Here is a 20,581-nt window from a genome sequence, read left to right as displayed (position 1 = left end):
GCCGGACGGCGGGGCCCCGCGCCGCGTCTCAGCGGCCCTGCAACGAGCGGACGTTGTCGGCGAACGTCCAGCCCTTCGAGCCGTCCCAGTTGACCGACCAGGTCATCAGGCCCTTCAGGCGGCCCTGGTAGGTGTTCCACGCCTGGGCCACCAGTGCCGGGCTCATGTAGCCGCCGCCGGCGCCGACCTGCGCGGGCAGCCCGGGGACCTGACGGTCCAGCGGTACGCGGATGGTGGTGCCCTGCACGACCAGGCCGGTGTCGAGGCAGTTGGTCTGCGCGACGAAACCGGCCACCGTGCCGGCGGGGTACGAGTCACCGGCGCAGCCGTACATCGAGCCGTTGTAGTACTGCATGTTCAGCCACCACAGCCGCCCGTTGTCGGCGTACTTCTTGACGATCGGCAGGTACGCGCCCCAGATCGAGCCGTAGGTGACGCTGCCGCCGGTGACGTACGCGGTCTCCGGCGCCATGGTGAGCCCGAAGCCGGCCGGCATCTGGGCCAGCACCCCGTCGATGATCCGGATCAGGTTGGCCTGCGAGGGGGAGAGCTGGTTGATGTTCCCGCTGCCGGTCAGGCCGGTCTCGATGTCGATGTCGATGCCGTCGAAGTTGTGCCGCTTGAGGATCGGCACGACGGTGGCGACGAACCGGTCGGCGACGGCGCTGGAGCTGAGGTCGATGCCGGCGGTGGCGCCGCCGATGGACAGCAGCACGGTGAGCCCGGCGGCCTTGGCCTGGCACACCTGCGCGGGGGTGGGCACCTTGACGCCGGCGTCCATGCCGTCCTCCCAGAGCACTGTGCCGTCGGCGCGGATGACCGGGAACGCGGCGGTCACCACGTTGTAGCCGTGCCCGGTGATCCGGGAGTCGGTGACCGGGATCCAGCCGAGGCCGGGGTGTACGCCGTTCGCGGCGCCGTCCCAGTTCTCCCAGTAGCCCTGGAGCACCTTGCCGGCCGGCCGGGACCGCAGCGCGCAGGTGTCCCCGCCCGGCGTGGTCGGGCTGGACGACACCGTGGGCGTGGGCGTGGGCGTGGGCGTGGGCGTGGGCGTGGGCGTCCGCGTCGGGGAAGGGGAGGTGGAGGCGGAAGGGGTGGGCGACGGCGGCCGGGTGGTGGGGCTCGGCGACGGCGTGCCGCCGGTGCAGGCGCCGAGGTCGGTCCAGAGCGCCGGTACGGCAGCAGGGGTCCAGCCCGCGCCGGCCGGCGGGGTGTGCGTGACGAGCGCCTGGTAGAGTCGGCCGCCGTAGGTCGCGCGGCTGCCCGCGGTCCAGGTGACGCCCTCGGCCCAGGCCGGCGCGTCACACGCGACGAGCGCGCCGACGGCGCCGGTCGGTGTGGCGGCGGTGGCGGGCAGGGCAGCGGCGGTGGCGGCGAGCAGCGCGACGCCACCGAGCAGAGCGGTCATCCCACGTCCGAGTCGCATGACATACCTCCTCATCGATGCGCCGGAGGCTATCAGTTAACTTTGTTAAGTGTAAATGCGGCGTACCCTGTCACCACCCCGTTCAGGGCATGAAGCAGGAACGAAAGCCGCCGGCGGGCGGCCGGGAAGGACGGCGGCGGACGTGGACGCCAGACGCACCACGGTGCGCGACATGCGCCGGGCCAACAGGTCGGTCCTGCTGACCCGGATCTGGCTGGACGGCCCGCTCAGCCGGCACGAACTGGGCCAGTCCACCGCGCTGAGCCTGGCCAGCGTCAGCAACCTGGTCGGCGAGATGATCAACGAGGGCCTGGTCGAGGAGGCCGGCTCGGTCGAGTCCGACGGCGGCCGCCCCCGCGTGCTGCTGCGCGTCGCGCCCGGCTACGGCTACCTGGTCGGCGCCGACGTCGGCGAGACCCGCGTCCAGGTGGAGTTGTTCGACCTGAGCATGACCGCGCTGGCCAAGGCGGAGTACCCGATCACGGCGGCCGATCCCGACCCCGAGCGGGTCGCCGCTCACCTGCGGCACGGCCTCGCCGCCGTCACCGAGCAGGCGGGCGTCGACCCGGCCGCGGTGCTCGGCTTCGGCGTCGCCGTCGCCGGCACCGTCGAGCGCACCGCCGACGCCGTCGTGCACGCCCAGACGCTCGGCTGGGACGGCGTGCCGCTCGGCGCGATGCTGCGCGCCGGCACCGACGTACCGGTGCACGTGGACAACGGCGCGAAGACGCTCGGCCAGGCCGAGATGTGGTTCGGCGCCGGCCGCGGCGTCCGGCACGCGGTGGTCGCCCTGGTCGGCTCCGGCGTCGGCGCGAGCGTGGTCGCCGACGGCGTCGGCTACCGCGGCGCGCACAGCAGCGCCGGGGAGTGGGGCCACACCACCATCGTGTACGGGGGCCGCCGCTGCCGCTGCGGCAACCTCGGCTGCCTGGAGGCGTACGTCGGGGCGGAGGCGGTGCTGGACCGGTTCCGCCAGGCCAACCGGGGCCGCCCGGCACCCGGCGCGGACGAGGAGACCGCCTTCGGTGAGCTGCTGCGCTCCACCGGCAGCACCGCCGCGAAGGTGATCGACGAGACGGTCGGCTACCTCGGTGCCGGGGTGGCGAACCTGGTCAACCTGTTCAACCCGGAGCGGGTGGTGCTCGGCGGCTGGGCCGGGCTGGCCCTGGGCGAACGGCACCTGCCCGCGATCCGTGAGGCGACCGCGCGGCACGCGCTGCGCCAGCCGTACGCGCAGACCTCGATCGAGCTGTGCCGGCTCGGACCGGACGCGGTCGCGATGGGCGCGGCCACCCTGCCGATGACCCGGCTGCTGCGCGACGGCGGCGTGGCCCGCGACCCGGCCGCCCGCCCGAGTCCGGCGTGGGGGCAAGGCCGGCGCCACTGACCGGCCCGGCCCCCACGCGGTGGCGTCAGCGCTGCCCGCGTACCCGCCGCACGGTGTCGCGGTACCACAGCGCGCTGCGCTTGGGAGTGCGGCGCTGCGTGTCGTAGTCGACCCGGACGATGCCGAACCGCTTGTCGTAGCCGTACGCCCACTCGAAGTTGTCCAGCAGCGACCAGGCGAAGTAGCCGCGTACGTCGGCGCCGGCCGCCCGGGCCCGGGCCACCGCCCGCAGGTGCTCGGTGAGGAAGCCGACCCGGTCGTCGTCGGTGACGAACCCGTCGGCGTCCGGCTCGTCGTCGAACGCGGCACCGTTCTCGGTGATCACCATGGGGGTGCCCGGGTAGTCGCGGTGCAGGCGGACCAGCAGGTCGGTGAAGGACTCCGGCACGATCTCCCAGTCCATCGCGGTACGTGGCAGGTCACGGCGGACCACCCGGCGTACCGGCTTGCCGTCGTCGTCGCGGTCCCGGCCCTGCTCGTCCACGCCGGAGTGCAGCTGCCCGAAGTAGTAGTTGACCCCGAGCACGTCGATGGGGGTGGCGATGACGTCCAGGTCGCCGTCCTCGACGGGGATGCGTACCCCCTCGGCGGCCAGGTCCGCGATCACGTCCTGCGGGTACTCCCCGCGCAGCACCGGGTCGAGGTACAGCCGGTTGGCCAGCCCGTCGGCGGCCCGCGCCGCGTCCCGGTCCGCAGCGCTGTCGGTCGCCGGGTCGGCGGTGGACAGGTTCAGCGTCAGGCCCAGCTCGATCGGGGAGCGGGCCGCCTCGCGCAGCCGCCGCGTCGCCAGCCCGTGCCCGAGCAGCAGGTGGTGGGCCGCGGCGATGCCGTCACCAAGGTTCCGCCGGCCCGGAGCGTGGTCGCCGTAGGCGTACCCGAGCATCGCCGAGCACCACGGCTCGTTGAGCGTGGTCCAGGTGCGGACCCGGTCGCCGAGCGCGGCGAAGACCAGCTCCGCGTAGTCGGCGAACCGGTACGCGGTGTCCCGGTTCGGCCAGCCGCCCGCGTCCTCCAGTTCCTGCGGCAGGTCCCAGTGGTAGAGCGTCACCCACGGCTCGACGCCCCGGCCGAGCAGCTCGTCCACCAGCCGGTCGTAGAAGGCCAGCCCGGCCACGTTCGCCGGGCCGCGCCCGCCCGGCTGCACCCGCGGCCAGGCCACCGAGAACCGGTACGTGTCCAGTCCCAGGTCGGCGATGAGCGCGACGTCCTGCGGCATCCGGTGGTAGTGGTCGCACGCCACGTCGCCGTTGTCGCCGTTCGCCACCGCGCCCGGCACCCGGCAGAACGTGTCCCAGATGGACGGGGTGCGGCCGTCGGAGGCCACCGCGCCCTCGATCTGGTACGACGACGTCGCCACCCCCCACCGGAAGGTCGGCGGCAGCGTGTCGATCGGGTCCGCGCCGGCGACCGGCGACGGGCGGGTGAGATCGGTGTCCATGGTTCTCCTCGCGGGTAGCGGGTGGTGGTGTCGGGCGGGTCAGCGGGACAGGGGCGCGACGGCCGGGTGCAGCCGGCACGCGACGGCCCGCGCCGGGTCGTCGACGCGCGGGGCGCCGAGCACCGGCACCTGCTCGTCGCACCCGTCGAACGCCTTCGGGCAGCGGGGATGGAACGCGCAGCCGGACGGCATGGCGCGCAGGTCCGGCGGGGAGCCGGGGATGCCGGTCAGCTCGCGGCGCGGTCCGTGCAGCGCCGGGAACGAGTGCAGCAACCCCTCGGTGTACGGGTGCAGCGGTTCCCGGTACAGCCGGGCGGCGGGGGCCTCCTCGACGATCCGGCCGCCGTACATGATCGCGATCCGGTCGGAGAACTCGACAAGCAGCGACAGGTCGTGGGTGATGAACAGCACCGCGAAGCCGAGGCGTTCGCGCAGCTCGGCGAGCTGGCCGAGGATCTGCCGCTGCATCACCACGTCCAGCGCGGTGGTCGGCTCGTCCATGATGACCACCTGCGGTTCCAGCGCCAGCGCCATCGCGATCATGACCCGTTGCCGCATGCCGCCGGAGAGCTGGTGCGGGTAGCTGTCCAGCCGGTCGGCGGAGATGCCGACCAGGCGCAGCAGATCCTTGGCCCGGGCCGACCGGCTCGCCGCCGTGCTCTTCGGCTCGTGTGCCCGGATCACGTCGAGCAGTTGGGTGGAGACCTTGTGCACCGGGTTCAGCGAGTTCATCGCGCCCTGGAACACGATCGACGTCTCCGCCCAGCGGAACGCGCGCAGCTTCGCCGGGCTGAGCGTGAGCACGTCGACCGGCGGGCCGTCGGCCGGGTGGTAGATGACCTGGCCGCCGCTGACCACGCCGGGCGGGGGCAGCAGCCGGGTCAGCCCGTAGGCGAGCGTGGACTTGCCGCTGCCGCTCTCCCCGGCCAGGCCGAGCACCTCGCCGCGGTGCAGCGTCAGGTCGACGTCGCGGACCGCCCGGACCGCGTCCGCGCCGACGCCGTAGTCGACGCACAGCCCGCGGATCTCCAGCACCTGGTCGCTCATGAGGTCGCGTCCTCTCGGATGGGGTCCGCCGGCCGCTGCATCGGGACCGGCGCCGGGTTCGGCGCGAGGACCGGGGTGAATCCGACGCGCATCGCGACGGTGCGCCCGTCGGCGGTACGGATCCGGGTCCGGCCGCCGGTGCGCAGCCGAGGGCTGACGAACTCGTCGATGCCGAAGTTGATCAGCGCCAGCGCGGTGCCGAGCAGCGCGATGGCCAGCCCGGCCGGGACGAACCACCACCAGGCGCCCTGCGCCAGCGCCTGCTGTCCCTGCGCCCAGAACAGGATCGTGCCCCAGTTCCACGACGACACCGACGAGACGCCGATGAACGCCAGGGTGATCTCCGACATCACCGCGAAGATGACGGTGCCGACGAAGCCGGAGGCGATGATCGCGGTCAGGTTGGGCAGGATCTCGAAGCCGATGATCCGCCAGGTCCGCTCGCCGGTGGCCCGTGCCGCCTCGACGTAGTCGCGGCGGCGCAACGACAGCGTCTGGGCGCGCAGCACCCGGGCGCCCCACGCCCACGACGTGAGGCCGATGATGAGCGCCACGAGCATGTCGCTGGCCTGGTCGACCAGGGACGTGACGATGATGATCAGCGGCAGCGCCGGGATCACCAGGAACACGTTCGACACCGCCGACAGGCCCTCGTCGGCTGCGCCGCCCAGGTAGCCGGCGGTCACGCCGATGAGGACGGACAGGATCGTGGCGAGCACGCCGGCGATCAGGCCGACCACCATCACGCTGCGCGCGCCGACCAGGATCTGGCTGAAGATGTCCTGCCCGAGGTGGGTGGTGCCGAACCAGTGCCGGGCCGAGGGCGCCTGGAGCACGTCGGCGCTGCGGGCGTCCGGGTCGTACGGCGCGATCCACGGCCCGATCACCGCCAGGAGCACGTACACCCCGAGGACGGCGAGGCCGGTCGCGGCCTTGGCGTTTGCGACGAAGCGGAACCGGCGGCGGCGGGCCCGGGCCGACGGCTGCGCCATCGCCCCCTGGCCGGGGATGACCTGCTCGATGCTGGACGGGGAGAGTGTCATCGCTCAGCTCCTTCGGGTCCGCGGGTCGAGGAGCAGGTACGCCACATCGGCGAGCAGGTTCGCCACCAGCACGGAGATCGTGATGATCAGGAAGATGCCCTGCATCAGCGGGTAGTCCTTCGATCCCACCGCCTGGAAGAGCTGGAACCCCAGACCCGGGTACGAGAAGACGATCTCCACGAGCAGCGTGCCGCCGACGATGAAACCGAGCGACAGCGCGAACCCGGACACGTTGGGAAGCAGCGCGTTGCGGGCGGCGTAGCTGAGCGCCACCCGGCGCTCGGACAGCCCCTTGGCGTGCGCCACGGTGATGTAGTCCTCGCTGGCGACGGTCACCATCATGTTGCGCATGCTGAGGATCCAGCCGCTCATCGACGACACCAGGATGGTCGCCGCGGGCAGGATGCTGTGCTGGATCGCGCTCGGCACGAAGTACGCGTCGAACGCCGGCACCAGGCCCGGCTCGTAGCCGCCGGAGGAGGGGAAGAAGCTGCCCGGTCCGGCGAACAGCGCGATCGCGACCAGGCCCAGCCAGAAGTACGGGATCGAGGACAGGAACGTGGTGGCCGGCAGCAGCCCGTCGATCCACGAGCCGCGCCGCCAGCCGGCGCCGACGCCGAGCGCGGTGCCGAGCAGGAAGCTGACGATCGTGGTGACGCCGACCAGGCCGACCGTCCACGGCAGGCTGCTCCCGATCACCTCCGACACCGGGGCGGGGAAGAACGTGAACGACAGGCCCAGGTCGCCGCGCAGGAGCTGCCCCCAGTAGGCGACGTACTGCTCCCACAGCGAACGGTCGGAGTCCAGCCCGAACAGCACCCGCAGCGACGCGATCGCGTCGGCGCTGATCCGGCCCTGGTTGCGGGAGATCAGCGACTGCACCGGGTCGCCCGGCACCATCCGCGGGATGAAGAAGTTGAGCGTGATCGCCGCCCAGGCGGTGAACAGGTAGAAGGCCACGCGTTGCAGGAGGAACCTCATCGGGCCGCCTCCGTTCCGGCTGCGGCCACGTCGGTTCCGGTCCTCGCCGCCGCCACGGTCTCGGCGTCGTACAGCCAGCAGGCCGCCCAGTGGCCCGGCGCGTCGTCGACCGGGATCGGCGGCGGCAGGTCGGTGGCGCAGCGCGGCATGGCCGCCGGGCAGCGCGGGTGGAACCGGCACCCGGCCGGCGGGCGGATCAGGCTGGGCGGCTCGCCGTGCCTCCGCTCACCCGCCGCCGCGCCGTCGCCGCCCGCGCCGGTGATCCGCTCCGGGTCCGGCGCCGATTCGATCAGCAACCGGGTGTACGGGTGGGCCGGGCGCTGGGTGACCGTCTCGCTGTCGCCGCCCTCGACCATCCGCCCGGCGTACATGACGATCGTCTCGTCGGCGAAGTAGCGGGCCGAGGCGATGTCGTGGGTGATGTAGAGGATCGCCAGGTCGAGCCGGTCCTTGAGGTCCTGGAGCAGGTTGAGCACGCCGAGGCGGATCGAGACGTCGAGCATGGACACCGGCTCGTCGGCGAGCAGCACCTCGGGGTCGGCGCCGAGCGCCCGCGCGATCGCGACGCGCTGGCGCTGCCCGCCGGACAGCTCGTGCGGGAACGCGTCCAGGTAGCGCTCCGGCGGGGCGAGCGCGACCCGGGTCAGCAGGTCGGCCAGCGCCTTCTCCAGCCCGTCCGGCCCGGCCCCGGCGTTGCCGTGGATGCGCAGCGACCGGGTCAGGTGGTAGCGGACCGTGTGCACCGGGTTCAGCGAGGCGAACGGGTCCTGCAGGATCAGCTGCACCCGGCGCACGTACGCCCGGAACCGGCGCCCGCCGCGTACCCGGGTCGATTCGCCGTGCAGCCGGATGTCGCCGGCGGTGCGCGGGTAGAGCTGGGCCAGCAGCCGGGCCACAGTGGACTTGCCCGAGCCGGACTCGCCGACGAGCGCTGTCACCCGGCCACGGCGCAGCGCGATCGATACGTCGTCGACGGCGTGCACCACCGCCGGGGTGCGGGAGAGGAGGTCACGCAGCCGCCGGCGGACGGGGAAGTGCTTGGTCAGGCCGACGGCCTCCAGCACCACCTCGTCGGCCGGCGCCGGTGCGCTCTCGGTCAACGTCATGCCGCATTCCTGTCTGGGGTTGCCGAAGCGAGGGGCGGGCGCCGCCGGCCCGGCCGGGCGATCGTGGCCGGGCCGGCGGCACCGGGTCAGCCGTTGGCCGGCTTGAGGTGCAGCACCACGTCCACCGCGTTGGGCTGGGTGGGCTGGAGCGCGCCGTACGGGTTCGAGTCGTCCGGCCAGCCGGTCCAGTTCTTCGTGCTGTACGCGCCGCCGATGTTGTCCGCGCCGACCGGGATCATCGGCACCTGCTCGACGAAGATCTTCTGCAGGGTGGCCAGCGCGGTGGTACGGGCGGCGTCGTCGGTGGCGTTGGCGTACGACACCAGCGCGTCGGTGGCCTCCTTGCTCTGGAACCGGCCGAAGTTACCCGCCGGGGAGGCGGTGCCGACCGGCTTGAGCACGCGGCCGTCCATGATGGTCCGGTAGATGTCGTACGGCGTGGCGCCGCTCTCGGTCCACCGGAACGTGGCCTCGAAGTTGCCCTGCTCGACGTTGCGGAACCAGGCGTCCTGGTTGGCCTTGTCGACGGTGGCCGCGATGCCGATCTTCGCCAGGTTGCCCTTCACGATCTCCAGGCTGGTCTGGTAGTCGGACCAGCCGGCCGGGTCGGTGAGCCGGATCGTGACCGGCTTGCCGCTGCGGTCCTTCAGCGTGTTGCCGTCGAGCTTGTAGCCGGCGCCGGTGAGCAGCGCCTTGGCGCCCTCGACGTCGACCTTGTGCTCCTGGCCCTTGTACTCGGGTGCGATGAACGAGTCACCGGCCGGGCTGGGCAGGCCGGTCACGCTCTTGACCTCGGGGTGGAAGTAGCCGGCCTCGGCGGTGGTGAAGATGTCCGCCCGGTCGATCACCATGTTCATCGCCTTGCGCAGCGTCGGGTCGTCGAACGGCTTCTTCGTGGTGTTCAGGTAGAGGCCGTGGATGCCCAGCACCGGCGGCGCCCACATCTTGTGGTTCTTCTGGTCCTTCGCCACGAACACGGTCTGGTAGTTCGGGATGAAGACGAAACTCCACTCCGACTCGCCGTTGGCGAGCGCGGTGGTCTGCGCGCTGTTGTCGGTGTACGACGTGTACCGCAGCTCCTTGACCTTCGGCGCGTCCTGCCAGTAGCCGCTGTCGCGTACCGCGAGCGTCATGCTCGCCGGGGTGAACGACTTCAGCGTGTACGGGCCGCTGCCGACCGGCTGCTTCACCGGGTCGGTGGCCGGGTCGGCGATCTTCTCCCACAGGTGCTTCGGCACGATCGGCACCCGCCACAGCACCTTCTGCTGGTTGACGAACTGCGGGCTGGCCATCGAGATGGTGACCTCGTTGCCGCTGGCCACGGCGTCGGTGTACGGCACGCCCTGGTCGTTGAGGGCCGGGAACTTCTTCACCAGGTTGTAGGTGAACGCGACGTCCTCGGCGGTGACCTTCTGCCCGTCGGACCAGGTGGCGTTCTCCCGGATGGTCACCTTGACCGTCTTGTAGTCCGACGACCACTCGGCCTTGGTGGCCAGCCACGGCTTGAACGGCTCGGCCGGCTTGACCGGGTTCCACATCATCAGCGGCTCGTAGATCTGCCAGCGGTAGCCGAGCGACGCGGCGGCCGAGGTGGTGAGGAACGGGTTGTTGTTCTCCGCCTGCGGGCCGTTGGGCATGCCGACGTTCAGCACTGTCGCGGCCTGGCCGCTCTTCTTGTTGGCGTTCGGGCTGTCGCCGCAGGCGGCGGCGCCGGTGACCATCGCGCCGGCCAGCGCGAGGGCGAGGAGTTGCCGTCTTCTCATGGAGGTCTCCCTCGGTGGTCCCGCATTCGTCGGGCGGGATGTGGTGGATGGAGGGTGTGCGGTGGTGCCACCGGCGGGCGGGCCCGCCGGCGTGGTCGCCGGTACGGCGGGGGGTGGGGTCAGGTGTCGCGGGTGCCCGTCGGCTCCCGCGCGTCTGTCGAGTCCGGTGCGGTCGGGTCGCTTGTGGTCGTCGAGTCGCGGGCGGTGAAGCCGGTGGGGATGACGGTCGGGGTGTCCGGCAGCGGCGTGCCGGCGAGGTGGCCGATGAGCAGGCGGGCCGCGGCCGTACCCATCTCCCGCAGCGGTTGGCGCACGGAGCTCAGCGGAGGGTGGGTGTGCCCGGCCAGCGGAAGGTCGTCGAAGCCGACCACCGCCACGTCCTGCGGGACGCGCCGCCCGGCGTCGCGCAGCGCCTGCAACGCCCCGGCCGCCGACAGGTCGTTGTGTGCGAAGACGGCGTCGAACGGTACGCCGTCGGCGAGCAGCCGCCGCACCGCCGCGCGCCCGCACTCGAAGGTGAAGTCGCCCTCCACCACCCGGTCCGGCTCGACCGGCACGCCCGCGTCGGCGTAGGCGCCGGCGAACCCGGCGAGCCGTTCCCGGGTGCAGCCGAAGCGGCGCAGGCCGGTGACGACGAGCGGCCGGCGCCGGCCGAGTGCCAGCAGGTGCGTGGCGGCGGCCCGCGCGCCCGCCTCGTTCGTGGTCCGCACCGACGGGAAGCCGGGCTGGTGGCCCCGGTCGTCGATGAGGATCACCGGCAGGCCGCGCCGGTGCAGATCGGTGATGTAGTCGAGCGTCCCCTCGGGTTCGACCACGAGCAGGCCGTCGAACGACTTGGCCGAGACCTGGGAGGCGAACCGGCGCATCGACTCGTCGCCGTGGGTGCAGGTGAACAGCAGCATGCCGTAGCCGGCGGCCTCGACCACGTCGGCCGCGCCCTGGAGCACCTCGCCCATCCAGGGCCAGGTCAGCGCCGGGACCAGCATCCCGACCACCCGGGTACGGCCTCGGGCCAGCCCGACCGCGCGGGCGCTCGGCACGTACCCGAGGTCGCTGATCACGGCGCGGACCCGGTCGGCGGTGCGCATGTGCACCTCGCCCTTGCCGTTCAGCACCCGGGAGACCGTCGTCTTGCTCACCCCGGCGCGGGTGGCGACGTCGGCGATGGTGATCGGCACGTGACGCTCCCGGGTCGCAGGGATGAGCGGGGTGTTTCGGAACCGGTTGCGGAAGCGGTTCCGTGGCAGTCAATCCAAGTGGCGCGGCTCACGTCAATCACAGATGAGTAACGATGTACTGCTAAGTTCGAGCCTTGAAAAAAGTGCCCGGGCTGCGTCTCCGCCGATTACGGCGATGAGCAGGGTCGATGCCTTGGTTCTCCGTCGACGGCAGTCCGAAATGGACGCTCAGGGGCGGGCGTACACGTCCCCGGAGTTGGCCTCGTCCGGCAGCGTGCGCAGGTACGCGGCCACAGCGGCGGCCTGACGCCAGCCGGGCAGCGCGAACTCCATCTCGTCACCGATCGCCACGGTGAACCGGGTGAAGCCGAGCGCGGTGAGCCGGTCCAGGCAGCGCGCCGCCGCCACCCGCGCGATGGTGGTGAACTCGAACGACAGCGCCGGGACCGGCCGGCTCAGCCCGGCCAGTACGGCGTCCTCGAAGCCCTCCACGTCGATCTTCACGAACGCCGGAACGCCGTACGCGGCCACGAGTACGTCCAGCGTGGTGCCGGGCACCACGATCTGCGCGTCCCAGGTCTCGCCCGCCCAGCCGGGCGCCCCGTCGGCGGCGCGGACGAACCCGGGGGAGGCGGTGGAGACCGTCGGGTTGGCCGAGTTCACGTGCAGTCGCACCGGCCCGGCGGTACGCCCGCAGGCCGCCTCCACCACTGTCACGCCGTCGTCGCCCGCGTGCATCTCGCGCAGTACCCGGGCGCACAGCGGCTGCGGCTCGACCGCCACCACGCGCGCACCGAGACGGCGGAAGCTGCCCAGCCGGTCGCCCACGTGCGCGCCCACGTCGAAGACCAGGTCGCCGGCGCGGACCAGCGGGGCGTAGAACGCGTCGAGGGCGGCCTCGCGTGCCGGGTCGCCGTGATAGAAGTCCAGCGACCGGCGCAGACCGGACATCGCCGGGTCCGCCTTGAGCGCCTCGATCACCCCGTCCCGCACCCCTCGACGCTAGCCAGCGCCGCGCTGGTGCGAGCCGCATTCGCATCCTTCCCGCCGCCGAGGTGGGGCGATCACCCCATCCTCCTAGGATGCCGTAAGGGTGGCGAGGCCGGTCGCTCACGGCGAACAGGGAGCTGGCCGCCACCACGGGAAGGGGGCTGGTCTCGCGGCCAGCTGGGGCCTCATTGCGGCTGCGGCGCTGACGTTCGCGCTTCAGACGCGCGCCTCCGGGCTCGCGCTCGGGACCTGCGCGATCTTGGTACGAAAAGGCCCTCAGGGGGGCCACTTCGTACCAAGATCTTCATGCCGTCCCGCGTCGCGGGACACTGGTCCCGGTGGCCGAGATCGTGGCGGGTCGTCCTCGGCCGCGAACGTCAAGTCGCCGTGCGACCGTGGTGCGACTGGAACGCCATGGGTGCCAAACAGGGCCGGAGACACCCATGGCGTGCCAGTGGCCGGTGAATCCCCCGTGGCGGGGAGAGGTGGACGGGCGCAGGGGAACGGCCGCGCCGACGGTCGGCCCGTCGGCCACGTCGACTGTTGACGGTCAGCCGCGCCTATTGCTGACGGTCAGCCCTGCCGACCGCCAGCGGTCAGCCGGAACGGCGAGGCGGCCGGACCGCCTACGCGGTTACGGCGTTTCGACGACCTCCTGGCCGAGCGGCCACAGCGCCGCCGGGACCAGCTTGAAGTTCGCCACCCCGAACGGGATGCCGATGATCGTCACGCAGAGCGCGATGCCGGCGAGGATGTGCGACAGGGCCAGCCACCAGCCGGCCAGCACCACCCAGAGCACGTTCGCCAGGCCGGAGGGCAGCCCGGCGCCCGGCTTGCGCACGATCGTGCGGCCGAACGGCCACAGCGAGTACGACGCGAGCCGCAGCGAGGCCACGCCGAAGGGGATGGTGACGACGAGGACGAAGCAGATCAGGGCGGCGATGCCGTAGCCCAGGGCCAGGACGAAGCCGCCGCCGAAGACGAGCCACAGCAGGTTCAGCAGAAAGCGGATCACCACTCGATGATCCCTCGCGTCCGCAAGCGCGTGGCGGCGTGGGAATACCGGCGTGAGTGCCGGGTAGAGGAGGGCGTGATCGAGCCCGAGCCCTCGTGCCTGTGGTGCCCGGGCAGGCGGGCGGTGCGGTGACCCCCGTGGCTCCGGCGGCGCGCCGCGAGATCCGGGAGGCGTACGAGCGGCTGCGCCGGTACTTCATCGTGGCTCTCCAGGCCGGTCTGGCCGCCGGTCTGGCCTGGTACGTGGCGAGCACGCTGCTCAAGAACCCGCAGCCGCTGTTCGCGCCGGCGGCTGCGGTGGGCACCATCGCCGCGGCGATCGGCAACCGGATCCGCCGTACCGCCGAACTGCTCGGCGGTGTGATCGTCGGCGTGCTGGTCGGCGACCTGATCATCAAGCTGATCGGGGCCGGTCCGGTGCAGACCGGCCTGGTGGTCGCGCTGGCGATCTCGCTGGCGGTGGTGATCCGGGGCAACGGCGCCGTGATGGTGCAGGCCGGCAGCACCGCTGTGCTGCTGGGCACCGTGGAGCCCAACGCGCCCGACCTGGCCGTGCCGCGTACCGCGAACGCGCTGGTGGGCGGCGCGGTGGCGGTGGTGGTGGCGCTGCTGCTGTTGCCGTTGAACCCGGTCCGGGTGGTGCACCGCGCGGCCGGGCCCACGCTGGACCTGTTCGCCAACGAGCTGACGGCCACGGCGAACGCGCTCACCGCCCGGGACGCCGGGGAGGCCGAGGGGGCGCTGCGTCGCCTGGAGGCGGCCGAGGTCGAGCGGAAACAGACCACCGAGATCGTCGCGGCGGCCCGCGAGGTGACGTCGCTGTCACCGTGGCGGTGGCGGCGACGGGCCCAGTTGCGCCGCTACGAGAACGCGGGCGCCCACCTGGAGTTGGCGTACACGAACAGCCGCAGCATGGTGCGCCGGGTGGTGGCGTTGCTGGAGGCCGGGGAGCCGGTTCCGGCGGCCCTGCCGGCCGGGGTCGAGGCGTTCGGGCAGTCGCTGCGGCTGCTGCACCGGGACTTCCTGGCCGGGCGGCCGCCGGACATCGCGCGGGCGCGGGCGCGGGACGCCGCGCGGGAGGCCGGCCGGGCGCGTGCCGCCGGTCTGGGTTTCTCCGGCACGATCGTGGCCTCGCAGCTGCTCATCGTGGTCGGCGAGTTGCTCCGGGCATCGGGCATGACCAAGATCGAGGCGGACCGGATGGCCGGCGTCTGCGAGCATCGCCCGGACTCCCGTCCGGACCCAAACGACCGTTAAGCTTCGGGGTGTGGGAATCGAGGAACTGTACCCCGCTGGGCGTCTCGTCGCGGCCCAGCGCGCCACCGCCGCGGCGGGCCTGGACGCGCTGCTGCTCACCCCGGGTTCCGACCTGCGCTACCTGACCGGCTACGACGCCCGCGAGGGGGAGCGGCTGACCTGCCTGGTGCTGCCCGCCGAGGGCGAGCCGACGCTGATCGTGCCGGTGCTGGAGCGGCCGGACGCCGAGGCCGCGCCCGGCACCGGGTACCGGATCGTCGACCACGCCGACGGCACCGACCCGTGGCCGCTGGTGCGCGCGGCGCTGCCCGGCCCGGTCCGCGCCGTCGGGCTGGCCGACCGGATGTGGGCGCAGCAGGTCCTCGCGCTGCGCGACGCGCTGCCCGGCGCGGCCCAGCGGCTCGCCTCCGACGTGCTGCGGGAGATGCGGATCCGCAAGTCGCCGGCCGAGGTGGCGGCGCTGGCCGAGGCGGGCGCCGCGATCGACGCGGTGCACCTGCGGATGGGGGAGTGGCTGCGCCCCGGCCGCACCGAGCGCGAGGTCGCCGCCGACCTCGCCGCCGCGATCCGGGCGGCCGGGCACGCCGCCGTCGACTTCGTCATCGTCGCGGCCGGGCCGAACGGCGCGAGCCCGCACCACGGCATCTCGGACCGCCCGATCGGCGCCGGCGAGCCGGTGGTGGTCGACATCGGCGGCACGATGCCGTCGGGCTACCGCTCCGACTGCACCCGCACGTACGTCGCCGGCGGTCCCGCCCCGGCCGAGTTCGTGGACTACTACGCGGTGCTGTGGGAGGCGCAGCGCGCCGCCGTGGCCGCCGTCGCGCCGGGTGTGACCGCCGAGGCCCTCGACGCGGTCGCCCGCGACGTCATCGCCGCCGCCGGTTTCGGCGACGCCTTCCTGCACCGCACCGGTCACGGCATCGGCCTCGACGGCCACGAGGAGCCGTACGTGGTGACCGGTAACCCCCGGCCGCTTCAGGCCGGCATGGCTTTCTCGGTCGAACCCGGGATCTACCTCGCCGGGCGGCACGGAGCCCGGATCGAGGACATCGTCGTCTGCACGACGGACGGCGGGCAACGGCTCAACACCACCCCCACGGAGCTCATCGCGCTATGAACGTCGACCGGATCCTGCCCACCGACGAGGCCCACGACCTGCTGGACCTCGCCACCGAACTCGCCGACCGGGAGCTGGCTCCGGCCGCCGCCGGTTTCGAGGCCCGCGCCGAGTTCCCCCGGGAGGTGCTGCGCACCCTGGGCCGGGCCGGCCTGCTCGGCCTGCCGTACGCGGAGGAGCACGGCGGCGCGGCGCAGCCGTACGAGGTGTACCTCCAGGTTCTGGAGATCCTCGCCAGCCGGTGGCTGGCAGTGGCCGAGGCGGTCAGCGTGCACACGCTGTCCTGCTACCCCTTGGCCCAGTTCGGCACGGACGAGCAGCGCAAACTGCTGCCGGACATGATCGGCGGGGAGCTGCTCGGTGCGTACTGCCTCTCCGAGCCGCAGGGTGGCTCGGACGCGGCGGCCCTGACCACGCGGGCGGTGCGCGACGGCGACGCGTATGTGGTGACCGGCACCAAGGCGTGGATCACCCACGCCCGGGTGGCCGACTTCTACAACATCTTCTGCCGCACCGGCGGTCCCGGCCCGAAGGGCATCTCCTGCCTGCTGGCCGACCGGTCGACGGCGGGCATCCACCCGCAGGCCGCCGAGCGCACCATGGGCCTGCACGCCTCGCCGATCGCGCAGATCGCCTTCGACGACGCCCGGGTGCCGGCGGAGCGGCTGATCGGCGGCGAGGGCGCCGGGTTCACCATCGCGATGTCCGCGCTGGACTCCGGCCGCCTGGGCATCGCCGCGTGCGCGGTGGGCCTGGCCCAGGGCGCGCTGGACTACGCGGTCGGCTACGCCCGGGAGCGCCGCCAGTTCGGCCGCGCGATCATCGACTTCCAGGGGCTCGGGTTCAACCTGGCCGACGCCGCCACCCAGATCTCCGCCGCGCGGGCGCTCACGCTCGCCGCCGCGCGGCTGCGCGACGCCGGCCGCCCGTACTCGATCGAGGCGGCCAAGGCGAAGCTGTTCGCCACTGACGTGGCGATGCGGGTGACCACCGACGCGGTGCAGGTGCTCGGCGGCGCCGGGTACGTCGCCGACCACCCGGTCGAGCGGTACATGCGGGAGGCCAAGGTGCTCCAGATCGTCGAGGGCACCAACCAGATCCAGCGTCTGGTCATCTCGCGTGCGCTGGCGAAGGGCTAGCCTGTCGCGGTGACCTTCCCCCGGATCACCGTGGACCCCGACGTCATGGGGGGTGCGCCCTGCGTCCGGCAGTCGCGCATCCCCGTGGCCACCCTGCTGGCCATGATGGCCGAGGGCATGTCCGTCACGGACATCCTCACCGACCTGCCGTTCCTGGACGAGGAGGACATCGCGGAGGTGCTGAACTACGCCGCGGACGCGGTGCGCGACCGGACGGCGCGCTGAGCGTCACCACGGCGGGCCGGGTACGGCGTGGGAGCGCTTTTCCGGCTACTGTGCAGCGCGTGGAGGAGATCGACCGTGCCATCGTCGCCGCGCTGACCGGGGACGGTCGGCTGTCGTACACGGATCTGGCCGAGCGGGTGGGCCTGTCGGTGTCGGCCGTGCACCAGCGGGTCCGCCGGCTGGAGCAACGCGGGGTGATCAAGGGGTACGCCGCGCGGGTGTCGTTCGAGGCGCTGGACCTGCCGCTGACCGCGTTCGTGGCGATCCGGCCGTTCGACCCGTCCCAGCCGGACGACGCGCCGGAGCGGCTGGCGCACCTGCCCGAGATCGACTCGTGCTACTCGGTGGCGGGGGAGGACTTCTATCTCCTGCTGGTGCGGGTGGCCGGCCCGGCCGACCTGGAGCGGGTGCTGCAGGAGATCCGTACCGCCGCGAACGTCACCACGCGCACGACAGTGGTGTTGTCCACGCCGTACGAGAACCGGCCGCCGAAGATCAGTGGCGAGCTGACCGGCCGGGGTCGTCCCCGCCCGTCGGCGGAGCCGGCAGGTTCCACCGCCTGAGCACCCGCCGGCCGTGCTCGTGCCCGAGCACGCTGAGCGTGGCGGTGTCCAGCCGCAGCAGCGCCCCGGCCGAGGGCGGCAGCCCGATCCAGCGCGCCCCGAGCACGCGCAGGCTGTGCCCGTGCCCGACGAGCGCGACGTCGCCCTGTTCCAGCAGCGGCGCGATCCGGTCCAGCACGCGGTCCAGGCGGTCGCCCACCTGCTCCGGTGACTCGCCGCCGGGGCCGCCGTCGGTCCAGATCGACCAGCCGGGCCGGTCGGCCTGGATGTCCGCGGTGGTGCGGCCCTCGTACTCGCCGTAGTTCCACTCGGCCAGGTCCGGCTCGATCGCGTCGACGGTGAGCCCGGCCAGGGCGGCGGTGCGGGTGGCCCGCTGCCGGGGGCTGGACAGCACCCGGGCGAAGCGCCGGCCGGCGAGCAGCGGGGCCAGCGCGCCGGCCTGCCGTTCGCCGTCGGGGGTCAGGTCCAGATCGGTGTACGAGGTGTGCCGGTGGGCGGCGCTCCAGCTGGTCTCGCCGTGCCGGATCAGCAGGATCTCGTTCACCGGCCCAGTCAACCACGCCGGGGCGGGCCCGGCCCGCCGCCGACGGTTAACCGGGGAAGCGGGCGCTAGCGGGCCGCCGGCGTGGGTTCGGTCAGGCCGTCGCGTGCCGGGACCGGCCGGCCGGACGCCCGTTCCCGGGCGCGTGCGTCGCCGGGGCGCAGTTGCAGGACCGCGACGGAGGCCAGCACCAGCGCGCCGCCGGCGAGCTGCGCGGGGGTCAGGGCCTCGCCGAGGGTGAGCGTGGCCAGCGCGGCGGTGACCACCGGTTCGAAGGTGGACAGGATGGCCGCGGTCGACGGACCGGTCCGCTTCAGCCCGGCGAAGAACGCCAGCATCGCCACGACCGTGGAGATCACGGCGATGGCGGCCAGCCAGAACCATCCCCGCCACCCGAAGCTCAGGTCGACGCCGCCGGTGACCAGGGCGCGAGCGCCGAGGGTGCCGGCGGCACCCGTCATCACCAGCGCCGACAGCGCCACGGGTGCCAGCCGGTGCACGACGGTGTCGGAGACCAGGATGTAGACCGTGTAGGTGACGGCGGCGGCGAAGGCCAGCAGCGCCCCGAGCGGATGGAAGCCCGCGCCACCGGCGCCGAGCAGGACCAGCAGCGTTCCACCCGAGGCGGCCACCAGCGCCGCACCGCGTCTGGGGCTGAGCCGGTCCCGGCCGAGCAGGACCGCCGCCACCGTCACCAGGACCGGGTACGTGTAGAGGATCAGCGCCAGCAGGGACGCGTCCATCAGTTCGAGCGCGGAGAAGTACAGGCTCGCCTGTGTGGCGTACCCGATCGCGCCCAGCCCGAGGGCGACGGCCACCACCCGCCCGCGCCTCGTCGCCGGCCGCACACCGCCGTCGTCGCCCGGCGCCGCGCGGCGCCGGGCCGGCCGGGTGAGCAGGACGAGCCCGAGCAGTACGGCGGCCAGGCCGAAACGCACCAGCAGCAGAGCCGTCGGGGAGACACCGGCGTCGTACGCGAGCTTGCCGAAGACGGCCATCGCGCCGAAACAGGCGGCGGACAGGAGACACAGCGCGGCACCCACGCGCCAAGGATCACCGGTGCCGACTGCTCGGGTCCAGCGATGAATTCCGCAGGTGAATCATTAGGATTCCCGCATGATCGAGCTGGACCTGCGGCGGTTGCGTTTCCTGCGGGAGTTCGAGGAGCGCGGCACGATGGCCGCTGTCGCCGCGGCTCTGGGCTACAGCCCGTCGACTGTGTCGCAGCAGCTGGCCCTGCTGGAGAAGGAGGCGGGTGTCCGGCTGCTGGGCCGGGCGGGCCGCGGCGTACGGCTCACCGAGGCCGGGCACGTGCTCGCCCGGCACGCCCGGGTGCTGCTGTCGGCGGCGGAGGCGGCGGAGGCCGACCTGGCCGCGCTCGACGGTGACGTCCGGGGGAGCGTACGGGCGGGCGGCCTGCAATCGGCGGCGCGCCGCCTGCTCGTGCCGGCCGTGGCCCGGATGAGAGCCGAGCACCCGCGGGTGCGGGTGGAGATCTTCGAGCTGGAACTCGAACAGTCCCTGCCGGGCCTGCGGCTGGGCGCCGTCGACCTGGTCATCGGCGACGAGTACGACAGTCAGCCCCGCCCCCGCCCGGCGGGGCTCCGTTTCACGCTCCTGCTCGAGGAGCCCTTGCGGCTCGTGCTTCCCGCCGCGCATCCCCTCGCCGGGACCGGGGGACACGTCGCGGTCGCCGACCTGCGGTCCGAGGTGTGGACGGCCTCCGCCGAGGGCACCGGGCACCACGCCATGGTGGTCGGGACGTGCCGCCGTCTCGGCGGCTACGAACCGGACCTGCGGCACCGGTCCAGCGACGCGGACGTGCAGCTGGAGCTGGTCCGGGCCGGGGCGGCGGTCGCCCTGATGCCGGCGCTGGCCCTGCCCGGGGACGACCCGGCGCTGGCGGTGCGGGGCATCGCCGAGACCGCTCTCCGGCGCCGCCTGGTGGCTGTCACCCGGGGCACGCCACCGGCGCCCGCCCTCACCGCGTCCGCGACCTGAACCGGTAGGCACACACTTTCAACCTATTATCCTAGGACGCCCTACGCGATGTGCGCCGGTCAACGGCGTTTGACACGACACGCACCGGGGACGCGACAAGGGCAAGGCGCAGCCGGACGAGGGAGGGCGACATGAGCTTCACCGACAAGGCGAAGAACAAGGCCCAGGAGATGAGCGGCATGGCCAAGGAGCGGATCGGCGACGTGACCGACAACGAGCGGTTGCGGGCCGAGGGCGCCTCCGAGCAGAGCACGGCGCGGGCCCGGCAGGCCGGGGAGCACGCCAAGCAGGCGGGCCGCGACGTCAAGGACGCCTTCAACAAGTGAGTACGCGAACGGCGGGCCACCTCATCGCTGAGGTGG

Annotated in this window: 20 protein-coding genes; 8 read left to right on the top strand and 12 right to left on the bottom strand. The window is 73.0% G+C overall.

Going from position 1 to position 20,581, the window contains the following annotated elements; all coding sequences use genetic code 11:
• Positions 1 to 28: 28 nt before the first annotated feature.
• Positions 29 to 1,426 (bottom strand): glycosyl hydrolase family 18 protein, encoded by a 1,398-nt coding sequence (locus OC439_RS22940; protein WP_262015230.1) that lies wholly within the window; start codon positions 1,424 to 1,426, stop codon positions 29 to 31.
• A 142-nt stretch (positions 1,427 to 1,568) separates the two neighbouring features.
• Here OC439_RS22940 and OC439_RS22935 point away from each other — a divergent pair, with 142 nt between their 5' ends.
• Complete coding sequence (locus tag OC439_RS22935; RefSeq protein ID WP_262015229.1) at positions 1,569 to 2,813, top strand: ROK family transcriptional regulator; 1,245 nt, start codon at positions 1,569 to 1,571, stop codon at positions 2,811 to 2,813.
• A gap of 25 nt (positions 2,814 to 2,838) precedes the next feature.
• Here the strand turns inward: OC439_RS22935 and OC439_RS22930 are convergent, their stop codons facing one another.
• The 9 genes from OC439_RS22930 to OC439_RS22890 form a co-directional block, all read right to left on the bottom strand.
• Positions 2,839 to 4,251, bottom strand: coding sequence for a GH1 family beta-glucosidase (locus tag OC439_RS22930; protein ID WP_262015228.1), 1,413 nt, complete (start codon positions 4,249 to 4,251; stop codon positions 2,839 to 2,841).
• Positions 4,252 to 4,290: 39 nt separating this feature from the next.
• Positions 4,291 to 5,298, bottom strand: a complete 1,008-nt coding sequence (locus OC439_RS22925; protein ID WP_262015227.1) for an ABC transporter ATP-binding protein — start codon at positions 5,296 to 5,298, stop codon at positions 4,291 to 4,293.
• Complete coding sequence (locus OC439_RS22920; protein ID WP_262015226.1) at positions 5,295 to 6,341, bottom strand: ABC transporter permease; 1,047 nt, start codon at positions 6,339 to 6,341, stop codon at positions 5,295 to 5,297. The genes OC439_RS22925 and OC439_RS22920 overlap by 4 nt, the downstream gene beginning before the upstream one ends.
• A 3-nt stretch (positions 6,342 to 6,344) precedes the next feature.
• Entirely contained in the window at positions 6,345 to 7,322 is a 978-nt protein-coding gene (locus OC439_RS22915) for an ABC transporter permease (protein WP_262015225.1), read from the bottom strand.
• On the bottom strand, positions 7,319 to 8,428 hold the full coding sequence (locus OC439_RS22910; RefSeq protein ID WP_262015224.1) for an ABC transporter ATP-binding protein: 1,110 nt from the start codon (positions 8,426 to 8,428) through the stop codon (positions 7,319 to 7,321). Before OC439_RS22910 ends, OC439_RS22915 begins: the two co-directional genes overlap by 4 nt.
• A gap of 86 nt (positions 8,429 to 8,514) precedes the next feature.
• Positions 8,515 to 10,191 carry an ABC transporter substrate-binding protein gene (locus OC439_RS22905; protein WP_262015223.1) on the bottom strand — a complete coding sequence of 559 codons (1,677 nt, stop codon included), beginning with the start codon at positions 10,189 to 10,191 and terminating at the stop codon, positions 8,515 to 8,517.
• Positions 10,192 to 10,310: 119 nt separating this feature from the next.
• Positions 10,311 to 11,369: a LacI family DNA-binding transcriptional regulator gene (locus OC439_RS22900; protein WP_262015222.1), complete on the bottom strand. Its 1,059-nt coding sequence runs from the start codon at positions 11,367 to 11,369 to the stop codon at positions 10,311 to 10,313.
• 228 nt (positions 11,370 to 11,597) lie between these two features.
• The gene (locus OC439_RS22895; protein ID WP_262015323.1) at positions 11,598 to 12,320 is read right to left on the bottom strand and encodes an FkbM family methyltransferase; all 723 of its coding nucleotides are present in this window, start codon (positions 12,318 to 12,320) and stop codon (positions 11,598 to 11,600) included.
• Positions 12,321 to 12,993: 673 nt separating this feature from the next.
• Positions 12,994 to 13,374 carry a YccF domain-containing protein gene (locus OC439_RS22890; protein ID WP_262015221.1) on the bottom strand — a complete coding sequence of 127 codons (381 nt, stop codon included), beginning with the start codon at positions 13,372 to 13,374 and terminating at the stop codon, positions 12,994 to 12,996.
• Between the two features lie 128 nt (positions 13,375 to 13,502).
• Between OC439_RS22890 and OC439_RS22885 the strand changes: the two genes are divergently transcribed.
• From OC439_RS22885 to OC439_RS22865, 5 genes are read left to right on the top strand one after another with little or no spacing between them, the layout of a single operon-like run.
• The gene (locus OC439_RS22885; protein ID WP_262015220.1) at positions 13,503 to 14,630 is read left to right on the top strand and encodes an FUSC family protein; all 1,128 of its coding nucleotides are present in this window, start codon (positions 13,503 to 13,505) and stop codon (positions 14,628 to 14,630) included.
• Between the two features lie 10 nt (positions 14,631 to 14,640).
• Positions 14,641 to 15,750, top strand: coding sequence for a M24 family metallopeptidase (locus OC439_RS22880; protein ID WP_262015219.1), 1,110 nt, complete (start codon positions 14,641 to 14,643; stop codon positions 15,748 to 15,750).
• Positions 15,747 to 16,889: an acyl-CoA dehydrogenase family protein gene (locus tag OC439_RS22875; protein ID WP_013286268.1), complete on the top strand. Its 1,143-nt coding sequence runs from the start codon at positions 15,747 to 15,749 to the stop codon at positions 16,887 to 16,889. Before OC439_RS22880 ends, OC439_RS22875 begins: the two co-directional genes overlap by 4 nt.
• A gap of 9 nt (positions 16,890 to 16,898) precedes the next feature.
• A complete protein-coding gene (locus OC439_RS22870) occupies positions 16,899 to 17,114 on the top strand; it encodes a DUF433 domain-containing protein (protein ID WP_262015218.1) in 216 nt (71 codons plus the stop codon).
• A 59-nt stretch (positions 17,115 to 17,173) separates the two neighbouring features.
• The gene (locus OC439_RS22865; RefSeq protein WP_128138189.1) at positions 17,174 to 17,677 is read left to right on the top strand and encodes an Lrp/AsnC family transcriptional regulator; all 504 of its coding nucleotides are present in this window, start codon (positions 17,174 to 17,176) and stop codon (positions 17,675 to 17,677) included.
• Here the strand turns inward: OC439_RS22865 and OC439_RS22860 are convergent.
• Together OC439_RS22860 and OC439_RS22855 are read right to left on the bottom strand one after the other, a co-directional pair.
• On the bottom strand, positions 17,610 to 18,221 hold the full coding sequence (locus OC439_RS22860; protein ID WP_262015217.1) for a histidine phosphatase family protein: 612 nt from the start codon (positions 18,219 to 18,221) through the stop codon (positions 17,610 to 17,612). The two genes, OC439_RS22865 and OC439_RS22860, sit on opposite strands and share 68 nt — an antisense overlap.
• 65 nt (positions 18,222 to 18,286) lie before the next feature.
• Positions 18,287 to 19,261 carry a DMT family transporter gene (locus tag OC439_RS22855; protein WP_262015216.1) on the bottom strand — a complete coding sequence of 325 codons (975 nt, stop codon included), beginning with the start codon at positions 19,259 to 19,261 and terminating at the stop codon, positions 18,287 to 18,289.
• Between the two features lie 73 nt (positions 19,262 to 19,334).
• Here OC439_RS22855 and OC439_RS22850 point away from each other — a divergent pair, with 73 nt between their 5' ends.
• Positions 19,335 to 20,219: a LysR substrate-binding domain-containing protein gene (locus OC439_RS22850; RefSeq protein WP_262015215.1), complete on the top strand. Its 885-nt coding sequence runs from the start codon at positions 19,335 to 19,337 to the stop codon at positions 20,217 to 20,219.
• 131 nt (positions 20,220 to 20,350) lie between these two features.
• On the top strand, positions 20,351 to 20,545 hold the full coding sequence (locus OC439_RS22845) for a CsbD family protein (protein ID WP_073829538.1): 195 nt from the start codon (positions 20,351 to 20,353) through the stop codon (positions 20,543 to 20,545).
• Positions 20,546 to 20,581 lie beyond the last annotated feature (36 nt).

This window comes from Micromonospora sp. Mcm103 (assembly GCF_024519755.1).
Classification (GTDB): Bacteria; Actinomycetota; Actinomycetes; order Mycobacteriales; family Micromonosporaceae; genus Micromonospora; species Micromonospora aurantiaca.
Note: the sequence above shows the minus strand (reverse complement) of the source record. Positions and strands in the feature narration are given on the sequence as shown.